Below are 18,129 nucleotides of genomic sequence, written 5' to 3'. Positions count from 1 at the left end.
ATCCGCCTCGCTGTAGATAAGGCGGCGCTGAGAGTCGTACTGGATGCCGCTGACGACACGCACGGTCGTTTTACCAAAAGAATCCGAAGACGTGATGGTTTCACGATAGCCGGACGGCAAATTCGCCGCGGATCCCTGGGTAATATAGGTGTATTGATCGCGGACGGTTATTGTCGTCGGATAATCAGCGGAATTGAAATCATATGTCCTCAGATCAATGGTCTCTACGGCCACGCCTTCGACCGAAATATTGGTCGACCGGCTGATGCGGTCGTTTGAATCGTACTCATAGGCGTTGTATTCCACAGTGGTGGCGCCAAGCGGGTCAACCGTCAAAACGCGTGACTCGGTCACCTGCGAACCGGTGTAGGTATAGAGCGTTGTTTCTGTTGTAATCTGCCCGCCGCCGGAATAGGACCGGAAATCATTCCATTGCCCGACCGTACTGGACTCCACCGTCAGATCCCCGGTCCGGTCCGTGATCAATTTCTTGACCGTTTTGACGACCACGTTGGCGTCTGTCGTATAGTCCGTTATTTCAACCGAGCGTGCGCCGCTTTCATTAATGATCAGGATTTCGCTGTGCGAGAGCACGCCGTCGGCGTTGTAGCTGTAAGAGGCGTCTTCGACTGTCGTCAAATCGGTTGCCTGCGGTATCCAGGCCCCGTTTGCGTCCAGAACCGGTTCGGTCACATGAACGGTGCGGGTGCTCGCCGGTTTGGTGTCGCCCGACTGAGAGTAGTAATACTGCGTCTGGTCCACCGTCGCAACGTTGTCGCCATTGATCGTGGTGACCGTTGTCTGACAAATGCGCGGAGGCACGGCTGTGGCGTCATACGCATACGATGTGACTTCCTGCGTGGTATTGGAATCCGATGTTTGCGTAAAGGCACCGGCGACCTGTGAGGCGAAATCCGAATGCGCCGCCACATAGGCCGAGAGCGACCCGATCAACCCGTTCAGAAGCACCTCGGAAACGTCTACATCCGAAATCTTTTGCGTCGTCGTTTGCCCGTACAGATCCCGGTTCTGGAGATTGATAAAGCTGTCAACATGCGTGCTTCGGACGACCCAACCGTCGGATGAACCATTGGAGGAGGTATTTTTCGTAATCGAGAGAACGTCCACTGCCCGCCCCTGATCGTCGTAGTTGTAGAAGGTCCAGCTGGAGGTGGTCGACCCGTCCGCGTTGACCGTCGTATCTTTGGTGGCGATTTCATCGCCCGCCGCGTTTTTGACTGTCTCTTCACGAATATTGGAGCTGAACCGGTTCACGGCCAAAGCGATGGTCCCATCGGACTCGGGCTGGAGAACATCCTTCATCAGGAGCTGGATTTCCTGTGTGGTTTGCGTCCAGGAGATCGCTTCCCCATCCTGGGAATAGGACAGGTCCGTCATGTGCGTCCAGGTCGTATACGTATTCGGAATGTACGGGATATCCGCCGCCGTGATGCTGTCGGCCCCCTGCAGACGCTGCCAGATACTCGTCAGATTCGACTGCGACCCGGCCGCAGAGTAGCGTCCATTGAGCACCCATCCAGTCCCTTCCAGGGCGACCTCGTCATAGGCCGTCGCCTGGCCCAGGCTGTTGTAAGTCGTGTTCAGACGCAACGTCACCGTGGAATTATCAACAGGCACCCGGATCTGAACTGACGACAAAAGCGTCCCTCTCAAGCTCAGGCCTGTCGTTGTCGCGGCGCTCATGAGGAGCAGCTTTTCGTCATCGGTCAGATCAGCGACCGCCAGCGTACTGCCGTCCGAGAAAATGAGGGTGGCATTGCTCAGCAAGTCGTTAAAGACCGAGAGATTGTAGGCGCGCTCGGAGGCCGTCATCGTAAAGTCCGAGAAACTGGTGCTCATGAGGCTTTCCAGCTCCGTTGTGACCGGCCCGATCACGCGCGCGGTACTCTGCCAGGTTTCCATCAGGCGTTTGGCGTTATAGGTCACGCTTTCCATTTCCGTCAAGACGACGGAGGAATCGAGGCTGGCGTTTAAGTTACCGGAAAGCAGGTCGCGCTTTTCCTGGCCCGTGAGGTCATTCCAGGACACATCCACCCACGCGCCCGCCCGCCTAATGCGGATGGTACTGCCCTCATACGAAACTGACGTAAACGATGTCATCTGGCCGCTCGAGTTGTAGCCGGACACGGGAACAACCGTCACGGAGGTCGTGGTCTTGTCCGACACAATCGTCCCGGTAGAATCCATCTGATACGAGCGCTGAATGGCCGCATCTTCCAGCACCTGGCCGTGCACGTTGTAGACGTAGGTGTTTTGCACTTCGGTCACACAGGTGTATCCATCGCTGTCCTGCAGCTCTGTGATTTTGGTCGACGTTAACAACTGGCCCACGGAATCGTATGCGTCATAGATCAGGGTCTGCCGGTAGCTCTTCCGGTAATCGGACGTCTCCTGTCCCGAAGCGTCAATGGATGTCTCTGTGACATCCATGACCTGACGGAGGAGGCGGTCTTGTGCGTCATATTGGAAGTCTTCTGTATCCACATTGGATTCAACCGTCTTCATGCCCTCATCAATCGTTGTACGGGTCTGCCGGACCACCCGGTCGGACGCGTCATATTGGGCAATATCCAGCGTGACTTCGTAGGTATGTGCTAGTGAACCGGTTGTTTCCGTAATCGTTTCACGGGAATGCAGGAGTCTGCCCTGGGAGTCATACGTCATGTCCTCCAGGCTTTGTTTGACGGTGGTCTTTGTGCCTTCGGTGATGGTTTGGGTCTGGCGCAGGACCTGGCCGGCGGCATTGAAGCTTAAGTTATGGGTCTCGATAACCGAGGAACGATAGTAGTAAGACGTCTCTCCATGAACATCTGTGGTAACACCGGTTTCCAGCGACTCGGAACGGACCGTCGAAACCCGGCCGAGCGCGTCATACTGATAGGCAATGTCCTCGAGCGTGCTCTTGGATGATTCTTTGGTCAGACGCATTTGATGCAGCACCTGACCCCGCGCGTTGTAGGTCTGATCCCAGGATTCCAGCGTGTAATACCGGCCCAGTGTGTTCAAGGCCGGGTTACCGGCATACAGCTGGTCAACCTGATCTGCCGTTGTTTCCACAACCTCGTACTTGCTGTAGCTTAACTGTCCCTGCGTGTTGTACTTGTTATCGACAATCGTGTTTTCCATGACAGCCCGGTCACCGGTCACCGTGATCCGGGTCATGCGCGAGATCTGGTCCAATTCGTTATAGGCCTGGACCGTGGTTGTGATTTCGGAGGTGGTCTGGTAGTCGTAAACCGGATCCTCTTCGGTGCTGGTAAGGCTTGGCACACTCTCCGTCACGGAAAGGTGAGAGGTCAGCAGACGGCCTTCAGAGTCATACGTCATGGCTGCCAGCGTGTATTCCTCGGTAACCTTGCCGGGTTGCCCGCTGGCATCGGCGTCTTCCTGCGTTACCTTGTGGTACTGCGTCAGGTTACCCAGCCGATCGTATTCCATGCCGCTCATGGTGGTCACGTAGGAATGGTTATAGACATCGCTTCCCTGCTGGCTGATTTCCCGGGTACGGACCACGGAACCGGTCACTTGAGCGGCGGCGTTGTAGGCTGTCGAAAGCGTTTGATTGACTGAGAAGGTGCCGTTGCCGGCCAATTGGACAACCAGCGTTCCGGCAAAGATGCCGCTCTTTTCAGTCTCTGACAAATCGCTCCACTGCCGAGTCACGGAATTGACGGTCAGGGAGGTCCCGGTGAAGGTCGTTTCTTCATAGGTGCTCAGGAGACCGCGACCGTTGTAGGACATGTTGCGCCGGGCCACGGTGGAGACGGCGCCGGCATCCGCCTTGACTCTGACGCTGGCATCCGTGCTGAGCGTGGTCAGCGTCCAGGTCTGGCCGGCCAGCACCACACTGCCTCCGTTAACGAGCGTCGTGGCGTCCGACGTCTGCAGCACAACCTGCTGGGAACCGATCAAGAACGTACTCCCGGTCAAGAACGTGCTGGCTCGCGCCTGTTCCGCGGTCAGATCCGTCTGCATGCTGGTCAAATCTTCCTGAACCGTCTGGAGATCCGATGTTGCCTCCGTCACATTGTCGACGCCGGCTTCTATATCAGCCATGACGGTTTCCACTTTTTCACGGGCATGACGGGCAGTGCTCACTGCAGCCGCATCCGCGTCATAGGTCGACTGGGCGGTTTGTTTGTTGTCAAACGCCGTCCTCCATTCCGTCGCGAGCGGCTTCATCTGAGTATTCAGAATATTAAGTGCCGAGTAAGTGAAAGCCGCCAGGCCGGACACCCCGTTCGCGCTGCCGATCAGACTGCTGAGCGTGTCTCTGATATTTTTCAATCCCTGGAACGACTCGTAGCCGTTCAAATACTGGTCCGTTATGGTGACAACGTTATTCGCGGTATCGAGTGCGCTCTGGGCCGCGTTATAGAGACCGGACGTTCTCGAAACCTCAGCCGAAGCGGCCTCCCAGGCTGCCTGAGAAACTGCCAGCTCGTTCTGTTCATAAGATTGGATTGTCGCCAGAACCGCGTCGCGGGCCGCCACCACAGGACCCAGCTGGTTTTGAAGGCTTGTCAGTTGATCCTGTAAGCTCGCCCGCTGGTCCAGAAGATTGGCGAAATCCTGAACGGCCTGGGTATAGACCCCATACGCCTGCGCCATGCTCCGGATCGAAGCGGAATCGTACAGGGCCAGGTTATAGTAACTCTCCCCCTTGTCCTCCATGTCATATCTCCGGTTAAAGATGACATGATCTCCTTCAACGGTTATCGATGTGCGGAGGGCTTGAGTGTGCCGGTTATACCAATAGACCTCGTGCGATTCGCTCGCCAGAGTACTACCGTTCATCGCGGCGATCGCCGCTGCAGTGGCGGTCAATTGGTTTTGAATACTGGTGATCTGGGATTGCAGAGCGGTGACTTTGGCGTCGTCGGTGTAATACGTGCCGTAGAGACCCCCGTTGGCGTCTTGAATCAGATCGTTTCCATACAAAAGGATTCTTTTCTGCAAAAGATCGGCTTCCGCGTTAGCCAGAATTGTTGCCGCGTTGGAGTAAGCCTCAAGAGCGCTGTCTCGAACCGCCTGATATCCGGTATTGGGCGTATCAATGAGTGTCTGAATATTCGTCTGCAACGTGGTGAACTGATCAATGAGCCCGGATACATCCGACTGAATCCGTTGAGCCTGCGCCACAAGCGCGTTCATCGCCGTATCAGGATTCCAATCGGCCAATGCCTCCTGCTGTGCGGTATTCATGGCCAAAGACGTATCCCATGCCGCCGAAGCGGCGCGCGCCGCGGCGGCCAAGGCAGCCCATTGATCCAAATCGTTAAAGAGAGTCTGCTCCGCGGCCTGCAAAGCGCTGCCATTGGACTGGTAAACGGCGAGAGTGTTCAGATCGCTCACAAGCTGGCTGACCCAGGCATCGAGAGAATCCCTGATGGCAAGCTGGGCGCTGACAAAACTATCCAGCGATGAGACCGCGCTCTGCCAATTTATGATCGCGTCCGACAAGACGCGCTGATAATCAGCCACTTGCGAGGCCTTGCTGGAGAGATCAGCAATCAGCGTATTGAGAGTTTCCTGCGCCGCCTCCAGTGCATTTTCTTCGCTTCCCTCCGCCAGATAGAGAGTTTGTTCGTACTCTGAAAGAGCTTCCATGACGGCTTGCGCGTTGGAGGCATCCGGCAGATCAATGCCAAGGACTGATTCGGCTTCGTTGTAAGCCGCGAGCCATTCCTGATTGGCCGTGGCCAGCGCGGCTTGGGCCGAGGTCACGCTGCTGGTCTGGTTCTGGACCATGGCGGTCAAATCTGTAATGGATTGCTGAATGCTGGCGAGCTCAGACAACGCTTCAAGCGTATACCCCTTCTTATAGGTTGTCAGGTCATAGTCTTTCATCTGCCCGGAAGCGTTGTAGGTAATGTTCTGATAGCGGTTGAGGTAAACCACCTCTTTGACTTCCGACCCGCCAGAGGCGACTGCCAGACTGGCGGCTAGGGCGACTTTTTGCGCGGTGGTCAGCGCGGACCATGGCGTCACCACATCGTCTACAGTCAGCGAATCGTTCTCAAAGGTCATTTCCAGGTAGGCGCTGGCTTGGTCCAGGGCGTTGTAGCTGTAATCCGACCGGAAAAGATGGGTAACCTTATCCAGCGCCTCCCCGGCGTTGTCGTAGCCGGTTTCGTGGATGCGAGCGTCATAGGTGGCTTGCCGCTGGGTATCGCCGATGTAGGTGACCTGCACTTCCGAAACCGTGGTCTTTTGCTGGGAGGTGGTAGTTTGGGTAGTTTCTACCCACTGAATGGCGCGCATGCGGCTGTCATACTGAATATTGGTCTTGTTGGTGATGGTGGCGGTGTAATCAAACGGGTGCAGCTTGGCATACGCCGACTCAGCGGAAGGGACCAGCGGCAAGAGCCCGAAATCAATCCCGGCTAATAACGCCGCCACCTGCGTCTGCAAAGCCGCCAGCGCGGTACCCAGATTTGGCCAGGCAGCCTGGACTTGCGCCATAAGCGCTGCCAAAGACGTGCTGATGTCGCCGGCGATGCCGGATTCAGGGAACAGAGCCGCCAGCGAATCCAGCAATCCTTCCAGAAGATCCAGCCCTTCCACATCCGCCAAGTAGGTCTCGAGCCAGGCCTTGGCTTCTTCAACATTTGTGCTCGAGAAGCCCAGGAGCGACGCCACTGAGAGCGTCAATGTCAAAGCGGGCTGAACACCATCTCCCGAGAAATCAAAGGCGCTGAGCCATTCCGAGAACCGCCGCAGGATTCCGGCCGTCACATCTTCCTCCGCGGTCACGGTCTGGCTGCTCAGAAGCCGGCCATCCCGCGCGTCATAAGACATGCTGTCGACAATGGTCTGGACCGGCATTTCAGAAGCGCTCGAATCCAGACTGAGCTCTTCATATCCCGAAACCATGCCGCGGATATGCTGGGCATCGGTTGTCTCATCAGCGGCGGTGTAATAGGCGGTATTCAACCGGATGACCACCGAGTCAGACGTCTGCGTTCCATCCGACGTTACGCGGGAGGTTTCCGTGGCATCGCGGTAACTGAGCAGGCGGCCGCTCGCATCGTAGATCCCCTGGCTCCATTCACGGACCGTGGTGGTATCGCCGGAATCGGCCGAATGCGTGACGGTCGTGCTCGTGAAATGTTGCTGTTCGCCAAGCGAATCATAAGAATCCCCGTAATTGGCGAGCCAATCCGTGACATAGGTTTCTTTGACAACGCTGGTGGCGTCATCGGTCACGGTTCCGGTTTCTTCGTAACCCAGGAGCTGGCTCTTGTCGTTATAACCGAGCGTCACGAGCCACTGAGTGGCCGTGGTTTGACCGTAACTGGTCAAGGATTGGGAATACGACCGGATGCGCTCAGAGGTGTCGTAAGTGGCATCGCTCCAGATCTTGGTGTAGTTGCCCAGCGAGAGGCTCCAGCCTGTTTCCTGATATCCCAGCGCCTGGGAGAGTGCGTTATAGATGAGCGATGTCTGGGACCGTTCAAACCAGCCGTTTTCCGTCCATCCGGATTCAGCGAAAGACTGGATGCGGCCCAGCGCGTCGTAAACAGGCGTCTGCGTTACCGTCAGGTACTGGAACGTGGCCGCGATTCCCCAATCCTTGCGCGTATAGGTATTGCCAATCACGCCTTCATCGTGATAACCGGTCACAAATCCGTTCGAATCGTATGTGATAGTGGAGCGGGTGTAGTTATTAACGCCGTTGGACTCCGAATAGCCGGTTTCGGTGTAGCCGGTGGCGCGGCCCAGAGCATCCAGACCCGTGGCCGTCCAAGTTTTCTCGTAGTATCCCGAAGAAGAGCTTGTCCCGGTTTCCTGATACGACAGCAGATGTCCGTAGGCATCGTAAGTCGAGGCGCTACGCGTCAAGCTGGAAGTGGCGTCGACCGCCACCGCGCCAGAGGCGCTGGTGACGGTGCGGACGCTTTCTTCCTCAAAGCCTCGCAGGACCCCGCGGTCCTGTATGTTGTAATCAGCGTTCTGCCAGGTATGCGTCAGGGTTTCGTGGTAGAGAAGCGTCTGGACCGTTGCGGTTGGATCATAATAATCGGTCGTGGTGGTTTCTTCATAGGATAGAATCCGGCCCTGCGCGTCATAGTCTCCTGCTTTCCACACCTTCTGGCTGCGGGTGGAGGTGACGCCGGGAATCACCGTCAGGGTGTCTTCAGCGTAACTGACCAGAAGTCCCAGGTCGTTGTATTCGGCCTCTTTCCATTCCCGCGTGGTTGTCTTGGTTTGCCCCACCACATCCGTGCCATAATCCCGGACGATCGTTTCCAGATAGTGCTGCTGCTGGCCGCTCGTGTTGTAAGCGTCGGCATAGGAACGGGCGTCCCAGGTCGTTGTATAGTTGCCGTCTTCCGCGTTTGAACCGGATTCCACGTAATAGACGAGTTGTCCTTTGCCGTTGTAAGAAGCGGCGCTCCAGGTCTTGGTATAGTCGCCGCTCTGCTGGCTGGTCCCCTGTTCCTGATAGGACAGGCGACGACCTTGATTGTCATAGGTAACGTTAGCGGTGTGCTTTTCAAATGTGCCATAGGCCCCAACGCCGTTTGTTTCATCCCAGCCGGTCAACTGGCCGAACCCGTTGTATCCGGTGGCTGTCCAGTCTTCGGTGGTCGTGGTGTAGTAGGATGTTCCGTCCTCCGTTCCCACAAGCTCTCGTAGCGAATCGTGATAAGACACGATCCGGCCCTGCGTGTCATACGTGATGCCGTAACGCGTATCAATGGATTCGGTCTGAAGCGATGGCCCGGTCTGAACCGTGGTATCCGTATAAGAAACCACCTGGCCCATGCCGTTATAGACGTTGCCGGTCCGGGTGATGGTGGTCAAGATATCCGGCGAGGCACTCGAAGTCATTTGCTGGACTGATCCGATTAAAAGCCCGGTAGCATCTTCATAGGTCACTGAAATCTGTTCCGTGGTTTCGGTGAGATCAAGCGTTCCGTCAGTGGAAACGCTGTGCGTTTCGTCCCTCCGGGTCAGGAGACGGCCCAGGGTATCGTAGGTCAATTCGGAACTCGTCGCCGTTTCAGTCACATCCGGCGCATCTGACGAGACGCTGGTATCAACACTGCCGGTCAACTGCCCAAGGGTGTTATAGGTAGCTCCTGAGCGCACCGTATGGGTCCGGATGTTCAGGGTAGCACCGGTCGAGAGCGTGCCGGTCTGCGTGGTATCCAGGGTATAGTCCCGGAGATATCCCCCCACGTAATAGGTCAGTCCGCTCCAGGTCTGGACTTCGACCACATCCGCCTTGTCAGTCGAGGTGATGGTTTCCGTATAAGCGGAGCGCTGGTTTTGCGCGTCATACTGGATATTTGAATAAACGTTCGTAGTGATGAGGCCATCTCTCTGAATCCGTTCCTGATAAGCGGTCAGCTGGCCGTACGCGTTGTAGACGGAGCCGGACCAGTTCAGGATTTCAACCAGGAGCGGCGAGTTCGAATCGCGTGTTTCCTGCGTATAAGAGGTGACGCGTCCAGAGGTGTCGAACACGGCATCGTGGTACGTGGTACGAATGGTTTCATACACGGTGCCGGTCGCGAGATTTGTTTTAACCAGCGTCTGGCTGTAAGCGGTCACAAGCCCGTCGACCGAGAGGGCCCCGTCCCACTGGACGGTTTCCTGCAGGTCTTGATCCACCGTGGTTTCTTCGTAATGGATGAGGCGCCCGTACGCGTCATAGCGCTGGTTTTGCCGGGTCGCTGTCGTTTCAATATCCAGTTCCAGGGACGCCAGGTTGCCGAGCGCGGTGATATCGGATTTATGAATGGCGTCCGTATACGACAGGATCTGGCCGAAACCGTTGTACGTGATCCCGTCGCGGTGCGTAGTCGTTTGGAGACCGAGGGTCAGGTCGTCTTCTTCCTCATCATAGGAGGCGACGCAACTGAGCGAGCGGTAGACCTGGTTCGAGCGGGTGGTGATAACACGTGAATTATAGGTAGCGCCGTTATCGGACTGGCTTTGCTTGATCGTGTCTTTGCTGTAGGACACCAGTTGCCCGAGCGCGTTATAGGCGGTGTTGGCGTAATCGATTGTGGTGAGGAGCCCTGACTCGTCCGAAGAAACGATGCTGTCATGGTAAGCGATCTGCCGGCCGGCCGCGTCGTACTGGATAGTGGAGCGTTGAGTGCTCTGCGTGACATTCAGCGTGGCGCTCGTGCGGGTGACTATTTCGGTGTATCCCGTTACTTGTCCGGCGTTGGTATAGGTGGCGTTCTGCCACACCCGAGCCTGCGTGGCCGCGCCGTCTTCGGTCGTGAGCGTCCGTTCATAGGCCAGATGCCCCAGGGTGTCGTAGCGGCGCTCCTGAAGCACGGTTTCCGTTGTTTTGTTAAGGGTCGAGCCATCAGCCAGCGTGCCGGTCTCGAGCGTCACTTCCCGCGATGACACCAGTTGCCCCACCGCCGTATACGTTGCGTTCGAGAAGGTGACAGTCGTTATCAGATCCGGCGTCTCAGAAGTCGTTTGCGTTTCCGTATAGGACAGGGTCTGACCCAGACCGTTGTACTGGATCGCGCTTCGGAGCGTGGTCTCGGTGGCCAGCACCCCGCCGCTGGAGGTGTCCGTTGAGATCACTTCATTCGTGTACTGGGTGATTTGAGCGAGGTTGTTCCATGTTTGGCCGGTCCAGTGCGTGGTAGTCTGCAAATCCGGGCTCGCGGTCTGATTAACGGCGTTTTCAAGGGTTTCAACAACATTCCCGTAATTGTCATAGCGCGTGAGCGTGCGGTACGTATTCAGAACCACCGCCAGCCCTCCGCCGTTGGTTTGAACGGTGGTGTGGAAAGTGCTTAAGCGTCCTTGTTGATCATAGACCCCATCTTCCCACTCGGTGGTCTTTGTCACCGCGGAGGCGCCGGTCGATGTCTCGGTTTCCTGGTAATCGGTCATTTGCCCCAGGTCGTTATAAAGGATACCGGCGCGGTTCCTGGTCTCGGTCACGTCATAGCCGTCCGCCTGGGTATGGACTGATTCGGCTTGCGCGGTCTTTTGACCGTGATTGTTGTAGAGGATTCCCGTGACATGATGCGTTTCCGTGTACCCGGCATCCGAAGTATCAATTTCGCCATAGGCGACGAGCAGGGTCCCGGTATACTCCTCGGCGTTCCACACCACGGTAAGCGTTTCATCGGGTTTCTGCGCGTCATATCGCGCTTCCATGTAAGAACTGATTCGTCCCGCCGTGTCATAACGCGTCTGCGTCCGGCTAACCGTGGATTCCACATCCAGCGTGACGGTACCGGAATTCGACAAACGGTGGGTTTCGATCTGATAGGTGTTCAGCTGCCCCAGTGCGTTATAGGTCTTATTTGAGTACACCGTCTGGACGGTGACAAACGGCGAATCACTCGACGTCACGGATTCGGAATACCCCGACTGCCGGTTGAGCGAATCATAGGTGATGCCGGTGCGCACGGTGGTCGTGAGCACGTCCAGCGCGTCTCCCGTGATCGATGTCTTATGATCAATCTGTGTACTGGCCGTCAAGCGTCCTTGCGCGTCACTCGTCCCGGACCAGGTCGTTTCAACCTGCGCGTTCGGCTCGTCATCGGAAACGCGGGTCTCGTGATAAGCGTTTAAAGCCCCGTTCACGTCATAGGTCATCTGGTCGCGGGCCACGGTCGTCGTCACTGTGCCGGCGTTGGGATTCGACGTCACCACGGTTTCGTTGTAGCCGCGCAGTTGCTGGAGGGCATTGTAGGTGCTGCTTGTGCGGGTCGTGGTCGTGATCACACCGGTGGCCAGGTTCTCTTCCTGGTCCAGATAGCTGTTCACGAGGTCGTAGCCTGAATAGGTGATATCCACACGGGAATGATGGGTGGTGACATCAAGCGTGTCTCCGTTGGCGAGTGACCCGGTCTCATGGGTGGTATCTTCAAGGTCTGTGATGCGGCCGTAGTCGTCATAGGCTACGGCTGTCCAATCCGTGGTCGTGGTGACGGCTGGCGCCGAGGAATCCGTTGCCACGTCGTGGTAGGACGCCAGGCGTCCCAGGAGATCGTAGGTGCTCGTACGGGAGGTTTGCGTCACCACTTCAAAGCGCCACACATCAGGCGCTTGACCGTCTTGTGGCGAGCCCGGCCCTGTTTTCGTGACGGTCTCGCGGGTTTCTCTGTTCTGTGACGTGGCGGTGAAAGAGAGGACCTCCCAGGTTCGCGTGGTCGTTACATTATTGGTCGTTTCCCGTGTCTGCTCTTGAACCAGACGTCCCAATTGGTCATAAGACCGAGACAGGGTTTGTACCTGGGTAACGATGTCGAGTGACAAGCTGGAATCCGTCGATTGCTCATGCTTGGTCTCAGCATCGGACAGGAGAAGTCCAAAATCGTTATAAGCGGTGGCGGTGCGCTGAATCGTCGCAACGAGCGAACCGGTGGTTTGCACTTCCTGGTAAGTTATCAGTCGGTTCTGGCTGTCATACACGTTGCTTGTCCGGACACTGACGGTTTCTTCCAGAATCTCCCCGCTTGTCTGGTCCACTTTCTGCTCGGTTTTCGTGAAGCCCTGCACCCGTCCGGAACCGTCATACTGATCCACGTGATAAATCGTCCGATTGTCGAGACCTGGCGCGTCGCTGGATACGACATCCTCTTGATACGACAGCAACCGTCCCTGATTGTCATACAGCATGGCGGAGCGCTGGGTGCGGTGCGTGAGGCTTAACCCCTCACCAGTCTGCGCCAGTTCTTCGATATACCCGGCCAGTTGCCCCAGAGTATCGTAGGTGGCACTCCAGGTCCCTGTATAGGTCGAACCCAGGCCGTCCGTATACGTTTCGTCATACGACGTCATGCGGTCCAGACCGTCATAGGCGATACCCGAATGTGACTCCGTGGTGGTCAGGTCATAGAGCGTCGGATCCGACGGATCGTAGGTGCGGCTCGTTTTATGGTATTCGATCAGCTGGCTTTGATCGTTGTACGTGCCTGCCCACGTCACGTCCGACTGGAGCGCCGCCTGGGAAGAATCGGTGCTGACTTCGCGATACGACGCCAGCCGGTTAAAGGCATCGTACGTGATGGTAGACCGGTGCGTCGTGACAACAGTGGCACCGGCCGTCTCGGTCTGATCATAGGCGGTTACGCGTCCCAGCGTATCCACGGATGACGCGCTCCAGTGAATCTGCGTGGTCACGTCCGGGGAAGCCGTTGTGTGCTGGGTTTCGTCGTAATCAATCAAAATACGGGCCCGGCTGTACACGCGGTTGGCGACGGTCACGGTCTGCGTGACGTCCAGATTCTGCGTCCCCACGGTCCCGGTGGTTTCGACTTCTTCCTGGTATCCCGAAACAAGCTGCAACTCGTTATAGGTCGTCGATGATCGGCGGGTTGTCGTCGTCTTCAGATCCATAAGCCCGCCAGTGGTTGTTTCCTCCTGCTCGAGCTCTGTCTGCGTGTAAGACGACATCAGATTCTGATTGTTGTAGGCGATATCGGTTGTCGTCCGGGTAATGAGCACATCCGGGGTGACCGAGCTTTCTTCGGTTTCCTGGAAGGAAGTTACCAGGCCGCGCCGGTTGTAGGTCGTGACCAGGCGCAGGGTGGTGACGATGAGATCAATCGAGCTGGAACCGGAACTACCGATGGTTGACACCTTTTCGCGATAAGAGACCACCTGCCCCTGGTCATTGTAAGCGCCGCGCGACCAGACGGTTTTCTTCAAGGCCTCGGGCTGGTCGGAAGAGGTTTCCCTGTCAATGTAATAGGTCATCTGTCCGACAGAGTTATATAAGGCGTTGGATCTTTCGCGGGTGGTGACGAGTCGGTAGATTTCAGTTCCGGAGGTGTCACGGGCGGTGAAGGTCGTTGTTTCCTGGCGGCTGGTTTCCTGCGCCAGGTTGTTATAGGTGATGTTCCGGGCGATGAGCGCGGCCGTATAACCGTCTGAATCCACGGTGATCTCGTTGTAGGACACGAGCTGGCTGTCACCGTCATAATGCATCGCCGACCGGTCTACGACGCGGGTCCCGACAATACCCGTTCCCCGGACTTCTTCGTGATAACCCAGAAGGCGGCCGCTGCCGTCATAGAGGATGCCCGTGCGGCGAGTATGGGCCGTCGTCAAAAGCAGCGTACCGTCCCATTCTTCAGTTGTTTCCTCATAAGCCGTCACCTGGCCCAGCGGGTCATAGAGCATCCCTGAGCGGAACACGCTCATGATAATGGCCGGGGCATCCGAAGAAGTAACGGTTTCCTGATAGGAAAGCAAGCGGCCGTGGCTGTCGTAGAGCATGCCGGAGCGCAGGTGCGTTTCGGTGCGGTTCAAGTTGAGCCCGGTTGAGGTCGTGATTTCCAAATACCCGTCCAGATGGCCGCGGCCGTCAAAGGTGGCGTTTGAGCGCACGATACGGGTCGTTAAATCCATGGTCACGATCACAACCGTTGACGCGCTGGGCTGCAAGGACAGACGGATTTCACCTGCGGAGGTCACTTTGACGACCTCGCGCCCTGCGAGCAGTTCGTTTCGCTCATCCTCCGTCAAATCGTCCCAGTTGAATTCGCTCCCGGCGAAGAGCAGCGTGGAACCTTCCAGCATCCTGGGATCGATGTCCGCAAGATCCGGCAGCGCCTGCTCGGTTCGTCCGGTCAGATGCGTGGTTTCGTCCTGGTTGGCGACAACACCGAATGAATCGTAAGTAATACCGATCACCTGTTTGTCCGTCAAAAGACCCGGTGCCCGCGAATCGGTCGACACCGAGTGATACCCGAGCATCTGGGCGAAACGGTTGTACGTGACGTTGTCCCGCTGGGTAACCAGTGTGTAGTCAAAGACAAAGATGTTCTGGGAATGGATGAGCGTTGTCATGGTGTCCGCGGAGACGAGCGAGGCGGCGTTGTACGCCACCGCGTCCCAGGTGCTGGTCTGGAGCGTGCCCTGGACCGGATTTAAGACTTCTTCCTCATAATGGCTCATGCGCCCCAGCACATCGTAGCGGGTGGTCAAGCGGTTGGTGGTCTGTTCAACGGTCAATGTCAGATGAACCTGCCCGTTGGCTTCATCCAGTTCAAGGACGGTGCCATCCGACAAGACCACTTCGCGCCCGGCTAATACATCCAGTTTCTGGGCATCGGTAAAATCATTCCACGACAGCACGCTGCCGAAATCCGTCAACAGGGCGCTGATCGTATCGGTTTTCTGGGCGTCCGTCATCACGGACCAGGAATCGGGCAGGGATTTGAAGCCGTCCGAGACACGAATGGACGTCTCACCCGAACTGAAGAGACGTTTCAAACCGTCATAGACCAAATTGGTAGTGACCTTGTTCGAGGTGTCGCCCAGAAGATCGGTGGTCACCTCCCGGTAGCCCAGGACTTCGCCGCCGGCCCCGAAGATCGTCTGGCTTCGCACCACAGTGATGGTCCCGCCGGGCGTGGCCTCGTCAAAGATCACGTCCTGGTATCCCACGATCTGGCCATTGATATTGCGGACTTCGTTCGTGCGGGTGGTCGTGACCGTGTGATCCAGACCCGGGGCGGTTGTTCGCATGGATTGCACTTCTGAAAAAGCCGTTATATTAGTCACCGTCAAAACCTGCTGGCTGTTCAAGGTTTCGCCGGTGGGGCCCTGCCCGGTGGTCATGATCGTCTCGACATAGGAGGTGAGCCAGCCGTTTTGAATGACCGCGTTCTGCGTGGTGCGGGTGGTGGTCGCGTTGACCGTACCCCCGGAATGATCGACGCCGAGCGTCACCGTGGTTTCGGTTCCCTGTGTCAGGCGCCCGGCGCGGTCATACGAACGGCCGGTAACGGTATCGGTGACTGTAATCTGAGGGTCGCTGTCACAAACCGTGGTTTCAACATAGCCGATCACGCGGCCGCGATTATCGAAAGTGGTCTGGAAATGCCTCGTGTGGTACCGAAGATGATCCGCACCAACCGAATCCTGTTCGTAGGAGACCTTGCGGCTGTAGTCGTCATACACCGCGTTGGACTCCACCACCGTTGAAAGGACGCCGGACACCGATTCGGTGGCATCTTCGTAGCCCAGCAACCGGCTGTACGGGTCATAAGCACCGGCGGTCCAGGTATGGGTTTGGACCAGGCGTGTGCGCTGCGGAACATCCGTCAAAGCCCCCTCCACCACCGTCCAGGTTTCCTTATAAGACAGGAGACGGTTATGGGTGTCGTAACTCCCAGAACCCCAGAAGCGCTTGACCGCGCTGCCGGCCGGATCAATCTGCGTTTCTTCAAAGACCTGCAGATTGCCGAAGGAATCGTACGAGCCGTTCTGCCAGAGACGGCGGCTTGTCTGACCGTAGGAATCGGTGACGTCTTCGTAGTAGTTCAACAGCTGGCTGGCGGTGTTATAAGCCGAAGAGGTGTCGCCGGCAGGCAAGCCTTCGTGCCAGACGGTTGTCGTCACGTTGCCATCGGCGTCGGTCACGCTCTGCGTGTAACTTGCCAGGCGGTCGGCGTAATCGTAGGTGCTGCTTCCCCAGACCTTGACCGAGGCGTTGCCGAAGACGTCGGTGTTGGTTTCGGTGTAGCTCATCAAACGACCGTAGTCATCGTAAACCGCTTGCCCCCAATCCTTTTGCGACGCGTGCCCGAAGGCATCCGTAAACTCTTCGTGATAGGACAGGAAGCGTCCCTTGGAATCGTAGAGGGTGTTCGCCCAGGTGTGCTGCGTCACCACACCAAAGGAATCCGTTGTGGTTTCGTGATAGCCCAACAAACGGCCGTAACGGTCATAAGACGGGTTCTGCCAGAGTTTGTTTGAAACATTCCCATGCGGATCGGTGCTCTTCTGGCTGTACGACAGGATATCGCCCAGCTGGTTGTACTGAATAGTGGTTCGCTCGTTCGTCGACACCAGACCCAGCGCATCGGTGTTTTGTTCGGTGTATCCCAGCAAGCGGCCGTTGTCCGCATACCCTTGCGCCTTCCAGACGGTAACGGTCGTGGCGCCTGCCAAATCGATATTGGTCTGCCGGTAACCGGTCAGACGGCCGTAAGGGTCGTACTCGCCCCTCTCCCACACCATGCGGGTCTGCCGGCCGAGGGCATCCGTGTTCACTTCGTTGTAACTCGTGAGCTCTCCAAAACTGTTGTAGTTGGCTCCGCTCCAATCCCGGCGGGTCACATTTCCCTGGTCATCGGTCACGGTCTCGTGATAGGTGATGAGCAGATATTCCGGCGCTTCCTGGGCCAGGCCCGCGTCCCGGTAATCATCGCGGAAACCCGGGTTTTTAATATATTCCCCGCCGGTCCAGTTCCGCGTCTGTCGGTTGCCGAGCGCGTCCTGCGTCACTTCCGTAAATTCAATGAGTTGTTTGTTGCCGTCGTATTTGGCGCCGGACCAGTCTTTCGTGCTCTGGTTGCCGCGGATGTCTGTCGCTACCTGGTGATACCCCATCAAGAGCTTGCCGTCATACACCGCATTCGACCAGATCACCGAGCTCACGTTGCCGAACGTGTCGGTCATGGTTTCCGTGTAGTTCGTCATGGCCTTGCGGGCGTTCGTATCATCGTCCGCGTAGTACACCGAGTCGCTCGTGTACAGCGCACCATTCCAGCTCACGTGCGACGTGTTCCGGAGCGCGTCCGTTGTATCGGATTCATACGAAGTCAGGAGGCGTTTTTCGTTGTAATCCATGTCATAGGTATTGCGGATGGAGACGTTTCCGTGAGCATCAAGTATGCGCTCGTTCTCGATGATCTTGGCCAGACCGTCCTTAAAGCGGATGATCTTGCCGTCATCGTACTTGACGTAGTTGAAGAGGGCGTTCTGCCCGAGGATGGCGAAGACTTTGTTGCGGGCCTGTTCGGCTTGTTTGGAAAGGTCCTCAGTGGTTTGCTGGGTCTCTTGCAGATTATGGTCGATACCGGATTGGATCTTGTCGAGCACCTTCGTCTTCTGGCGGTCGAGCATCTCTTCGGCCTGCGTCTGCGACTTGGCCGCGCGGTTCTTGTAATCGAGGTATTTCTGGAGTTCTTCCGGTGTGGAGTAGCCGGGAGGTGCGTGCTTTTCGCCGCTGCGCTGGTGGTTGTCGAAGAAATCGTTGAACGACGCCCACACCGGCTGCATGCCGCACTGCGTCACAATAAAAGCAGCCGTCGTCCCAAGAGCAACGACCTGCTTACATAAGCGGAGATGACTTGGTTTGAGAATAGTCAACAA

The 18,129-nt window shown here is 56.8% G+C and carries 1 protein-coding gene (running past one end of the window); it reads right to left on the bottom strand.

Features of this window, described 5'->3' with window-relative positions; genetic code table 11:
- Positions 1-18,129 carry the 5' portion of an EAL domain-containing protein gene (locus WC859_07180; protein ID MFA5975935.1) on the bottom strand. 16,371 nt of this gene lie to the left of the window's left edge, so only the first 18,129 of its 34,500 coding nucleotides appear in the window; it begins with the start codon at positions 18,127-18,129; its stop codon lies beyond the left edge, outside the window.

This window comes from Elusimicrobiota bacterium (assembly GCA_041660185.1).
Taxonomy (GTDB): Bacteria; Elusimicrobiota; Elusimicrobia; order 2-01-FULL-59-12; family 2-01-FULL-59-12; genus JBAZWU01.
This window is presented reverse-complemented; position numbering and strand designations above follow the sequence as displayed.